The sequence below is a fragment of the Streptomyces sp. MBT53 genome, assembly GCF_016654115.1.
Classification (GTDB): domain Bacteria; phylum Actinomycetota; class Actinomycetes; order Streptomycetales; family Streptomycetaceae; genus Streptomyces.
Window position 1 is genome coordinate 1 of record NZ_JAEQAZ010000354.1, and the last position, 4485, is coordinate 4485.

2 protein-coding genes are annotated in these 4485 nt (G+C 68.4%); both read right to left on the reverse strand.

The features are described from left to right. Positions 1–1206, reverse strand: a 1206-nt coding sequence (locus JHN45_RS50640) for a phage minor capsid protein (protein WP_307783446.1), incomplete at its 3' end; no start/stop codon positions are given. 1494 nt (positions 1207–2700) lie between these two features. Next, positions 2701–4176 carry a phage portal protein gene (locus JHN45_RS50645; RefSeq protein WP_201056221.1) on the reverse strand — a complete coding sequence of 492 codons (1476 nt, stop codon included), beginning with the start codon at positions 4174–4176 and terminating at the stop codon, positions 2701–2703. Between the last annotated feature and the right edge of the window lie 309 nt (positions 4177–4485).

Sequence of the window (4485 nt, forward strand, 5' to 3'; positions counted from 1 at the left end):
GCGCATCTCCCGTAGCGAGCGCTCGTCCCCCGACCATACGCGTGCGGCGTCGAGTTGGGCCGGCGTCGCTTCGGTGCGCGGGGCGGGGAGGTTGGATGCGCCCGGCTGCTCGCGCGCCCGCAGTCGGCGTAGGTCGGGGTGGGCGGCGAGGTGGTCACGCATGGCGCCCTGCCACTGCCGCACCTTGACGCGGGCGGCGCGCTGCGCCTCGGGGGTGACGGCGGCGGCCTCACGGTTCTTCCATCGCCGGATGTTCCGCTCGATCTTCCGCTGTCGCTGCCCTGCCTCGTAGCCGGCGGGGTCACTGGTCGCGTTCTCCACGCGCGTGATGCCGGGGGCGTACGCGGACACGCTGTGACGGCAGTTCGGGTGCTGGAGACCGGCGCGGCGCGCTTCGTCGAGCGAACCGGCGACGCTCACCCGGACCGTGCGGCCGTCCTCGGTCGCGTGCTCGGCCTCGACCGTGCGCTCGCCGTCCGGCCCGCCCACGGTCAACACCTGGCGCTCCCACGGGCGGCAGAGCGGGCACTCGCGCGGGGAGTCGGACACGACCACCAGGTCGACGCCGGCCTCGCCGAGCGTGCGCATGTGCGCCTCGGTCGCGGCGCGGCCGACAGACGTCCGTACGGCCATCTCCGCGTACGAGGTGAGCTGCCAACGGCGGCCGGCGCGGTCGGTGAACGACGCGATGCCGCGGTCGGCGAACCGGCGCATGGCGTCCTGCGTGGCCTGCCGGCGGGTGCCGGTGCCGAGCAGGGGCGTTGCGGTGACCTCGGCGACGACCGTCCGGTACTGGTCGTCGACCGCCCGCAGAATCGAGCGGTGCGTCGCAGTGAGCCGGTCGACGGTTTCCTGCGCGAGCCGGTCGACGGCCTGCGCGTTCGGGGCGACCTCGTCGACCAGGCGGCGGGAGTCGTCGGACAGGGCGCCGATCTCGGCGACCGCGGCGCGGTGCCCGGTGTTGTACGCCTCGGCGACGGCGTCGAACACGTCGAGGGACATCGCCTTGCCGAGTTCGTCGACGACGCCCTGTGCGGCGCGGCGCACGACCTGTACGGCGGCGAGCTTCCGCTCGACCCAACGAGGGGCGTCGAGGCCGTCGGCGAGCTGCCGGGCGATGATGCCCAACAGCCGTTCCTCGGCGGCGGCGTACAGGTCGCGGGTACCGGCGGCGAGGTCTTCGACCATGCCCGGATGGATCGGCACTGCTCACCCCCGTCTGTCCGTGATCTGCTGGCGGGTCAGGTGCCGTGACTGTCATGCTGACTTGAGGGGAAGGGCACTTCATGACTGATAAGCAGGGCTCGGCCGGCAGTTTGGTCTTTGGGGACAACAGCCAAACTATCCTCGGCGGCGGCAACCACAGCTTCGCCGTCGGTTTCGCAACCGCTGCGGCAGCAGCACCCTTCTTGCAAGCAGTTGCCTCACACTTCGGCAACCGGCTCGCAGGGGCTATCGACGAAGCGACACGTGCCGCTGTGCGCCGTTTCCTGCGTCATGAGTCCGGGCGCAATCTGCCCCCTCGGGCGGAGCCGCCACACCTGATCACGCTACGGACAGAAGCTGGCTGGACCGTGATGGTTCCACTGGATATACCGGCCGAAGCTCTCGGGCAGCTACTCGCCCTTCAGGACGCGCCATGCCCAGATCTGAGCAGTGCCCCCGTTCCGCGACTTGCGTGGGAGGCGTCGGCGTGGCGGGTGACCGGCGCCCACGACGGTGCCATTGTCGTGCACTGTTGGGACTCTGAAACGGGCTGGTCTGGGACCTAGCCGATTGGAAACGTCCCGACGGGATCGGGTGCGGCGGCGCCGGTCTCGGCGAGGATCGCCCGTACTTCGGCCTGTATTGCGGCGAGCGTCCGCTCGACTCAACCCGGGGCGTCGAGGCCGTCGGCGAGCTGCCGGGTAATGATGCGCAACAGCCGCGGTGGCGGCGTACAGGTCACGGGTGGTCCCGGCGAGGTCTTCGACCATGCCCGGGTGGATCGGCACGCGCTCCTCCTGGATCACCTTCACCCTCAGAACGCTTGAATGGGTGACGCGGATTGACACGGGTGGTGAAACGGGGCATCAAATCCCGGAGAAACCAATGGTCAGAGTCTCGCGGGGTGCGAGGAATCAAGGTGCCGGTTTATCAGCACGCCCCAAGTGTCCGGCGACGACATATGATTCTCACTGTCACCTCGCGCAACCCCGCGCGTGCTTGCCGGCTTTGCCGGTGAACGCCCTGAGATCCAGGGCACTTTGGGGTTGCGAGGAGGTGATACATGATGAAGTACCGAGAAGATCACGGTGGTTGGATCGCGAGGCGGAAGCGGAAGCCGAACCGGCGTTCGTCGCTGACCGACTGGTTGCCGATCATCAGGGTGGTCCTGACGATCATTAGGTTCATCATCGAATGGTTGCTGCGGTAGGGCTCGCGCGAGCGTCCCTGACGTGATCCCCGGACGTACGGCATGGACTCAGCAATGAGCCCGGCCGATGTCTAGACGGCCGGGCTCACTAGCTGCACACCACGGCAAGGGCCCGACGACCGGTTCGCACCCGGTCGTTGGGTCCTTCGCTGTGCATCAGCACAACTTCACATGGTGTTTCAGGTGAAACACTACCTTGGAGTTATGCAACGGGGAAAGTTATACGCGTCAAAATCAGTTGGTGAGCAGTTGAAGTGAAGACTGACGAACTGCACCGAACATTGTCAGTTGGGGAAAGTTCCGACGGGATCGGGTGCGGCGGCGCCTGTCTCGGCGAGGATCGCCCGCACTTCGGCTTGTACGGCGGTGTCGTCCCACGTCGGGTTAAGGATCTTCACCTTCGTCGCGGTGCTGACGGCCCCGGCGCGGTTGAGCAGGTCGAGTGTGGTCGCTGTCTGCTCGGCGGACTCGGCGACGCCGTCGCCGAACTCCACGCGCGGTCGGTCCGGTGTGATCCTGCTGCCGAACAGGGTCGCGTCGAGCAGCAGCAGGACGTGACACATGTCGGTGACGGCGTGCCGCCAGTAGCCGGCCTTCTTGCGGCGGGTGACCATGCTCCGGGCGTCGCGGGCGTCGACCTCGGTCGCGGTGACCGGCGCTCCGTCGCCGTCGAGGCCGAACGACTGCGGGCTGTAGCCGGCCGACTGTGCGGCCTCCCGTGTGATGGCCTCGGTGGTGCTGCGGTGCTCCTCGACCCTGATGTCGAACTGGTTCAGGGTGATGCCGGCGCCCTCGTTGGGCGGCATGCGGAGGGAGTGCCAGACCTCGCGGTCGTCGTCGAACGATGCGCCCTTGCCTGCGCCCTCGTTGCGCATGTACCCGTCGGGGACGATCAGGCGGGCGCGGGCGAGGCGGATGTCGCGCATCCACGATGTCCATACCTCGTCGAGGCTGTCGAACAGGTCGTAGATCGGGGCTGCATAGTCCGAGCGGCCGATGGGTGAGCCGCGGTGCAGCCGGTTGGGCAGCATGTTGGGGACGTAGGCGGCGGTGAGTTGCTGGATGCCGGTGGTGATGGTGTCGCCGTCGGCGTCGAGGCTGCCGACCAGGTCGTCGGTGTCGGGGTGCTCGGTGAGCGGCACCCGGCGGCCGACGTTCTCGGCGGTGCCCTCGTACAGGGCGTGCACGATGCGGCCGGGCTCGTGCCGCTCGAAGTGCCGCCATACGGTCGAGGTGGTCGAACCGTCCAGCTCGCGCCAGAAGTTGACGGCGCGCAGCAGGCCGAAGCGCCATTCGGGGATCGCGCCGTCGGGCTGCATGACGGTGAGCAGGGGGCGCGGTACTAGGTCGCGGTCCCACGTCACCCGCAGGAACACCCCGGACAGGGCGGCGGCCTGCTCGGCGGCGCCGAGGAACACCTGTTGGGCGCGGCCCTCGTCGAGCAGCTGGTCGAGGCGGGCCTGTGTGGGGGCGTCCTCGACGGCGATCGTCGGCATGTCGGAGAACAGCAGGGCGGCCGAGGTCGCGGCGATGTCGCCGGCGAGGGGGACGTGTAGGCGGTGGTCGCGCCGGTCGAGGCGGTGCTCTAACGACCGGCGTCCCCACAGCCGGCGGCGCTCGGTGTGCCGCAGGTGGTTGGTGTAGACGCGGGCGAGGCGCTTTCGGTCGCCGCTGTACCACGCGTCGTCGACGCGCATCGCCTCGTAGTGCGCGGCCCACGCCGGAGGCGGCCACGCTGCGCCGTTCTTCGGCAGAGGCATACCGGGACCTCCTCGAAGTAGTGCTACAGCGCTGAGAGTTGTGCACCATGTCTTTATGGATCAGGGGCTCGCTGCGGTGCTCGGCGCCGCCGTTGGTGTGGCAGGAAGCGCGATAACGGGTTTGCTCGGGTACGTCGCGGCCCGTCGCCAAGCACCTGATCAGGGGCGGATCGAGCATGCGCGCCAGCTAAGAACGGAACGTCGTGAGATCTACTTGGCCTACATGGAATGGATGCAACCCGCCAGCGACTTCGGGACGTTGGAACCAGGGGAGCAGACACCAGAGGCTCTAGGGCCTGTGTGACGTCG

What these genes read in the sequence shown, in the direction of transcription:
- JHN45_RS50645 (WP_201056221.1), bottom strand. Translation starts at nt 4,176, where the DNA reads ATGCCTCTGCCGAAGAACGGCGCAGCGTGGCCGCCTCCGGCGTGGGCC.